The organism is Methylobacterium nigriterrae (assembly GCF_037106235.1).
GTDB lineage: Bacteria > Pseudomonadota > Alphaproteobacteria > Rhizobiales > Beijerinckiaceae > Methylobacterium > Methylobacterium nigriterrae.
Map to the genome: position 1 here is coordinate 1 of NZ_JBAWTG010000467.1, position 672 is coordinate 672.

Here is a 672-nt window from a genome sequence, read left to right on the forward strand (position 1 = left end):
GCGATGATCTGCCGGCGGCCATCCTCCAGCTGTTTGTAGCGGCAGGCCCAGCCCTCCAGGATCAGGTTGACGTGCTCGGGAGGATCGCCCTCGCTGATGATGTCCTGGCGGGGCCCGACCAGATGCTCCCTCTGGCCTGCAGCAGCCTCAAGGGCCTGCTTATCGTTGGCTGAGAGGCGGGTGAACCGCTCCAGCTTGCGGATGAGGTGCTGGGGCATGGCCACCTCCGGCCGAGGCCGAGCGAACTGCTCCCCCTCAGCTCAAGCTACACATGTGTGATTGCCCGCGCCCGTGAAAACGACAGAAGCTCACCCCCGCGCGATGCCGCTCTGATCTCATCCCGGCATTGCACGTCGGGGGGCGAGAGCACGGCTGGATGATCGGATGCCACGCTTCTTCTTCCACCTGCGAACTCCGGATGGCCTGCAGTGGAACGAGGACGGTCTGCAGCTCGTCAATCTGGAAACAGCCTACCTCGATGCGTGCCGCGCCATTCCCGCCATGGCCGCCGAGCTGATCGGCCGGGGGCAGCTCCCGATGCGCTATGCGTTCGAGATCACGGATGCAGACGGCCAACTCCTGATGGAGGTGCCGTTCTCGGAGGTGCTCGACAAAAGCCGCAAGCGGCGCCGGCCTGTTCCGAAGCCGCCCGCGCCTGAGGCGAAGGCCCAG

Annotated in this window: 2 protein-coding genes; one reads left to right on the forward strand and one right to left on the reverse strand. The window is 65.8% G+C overall.

Annotation, left to right across the window (positions count from 1 at the left end; translation table 11 throughout):
- The coding region (locus WDW90_RS37775; RefSeq protein WP_336492830.1) for a cyclic nucleotide-binding domain-containing protein at positions 1-218 on the reverse strand (218 nt) is incomplete at its 3' end.
- A gap of 166 nt (positions 219-384) precedes the next feature.
- Here WDW90_RS37775 and WDW90_RS37780 point away from each other — a divergent pair.
- A partial coding sequence (locus WDW90_RS37780) for a DUF6894 family protein (RefSeq protein ID WP_336492831.1) occupies positions 385-672 on the forward strand: 288 nt, incomplete at its 3' end.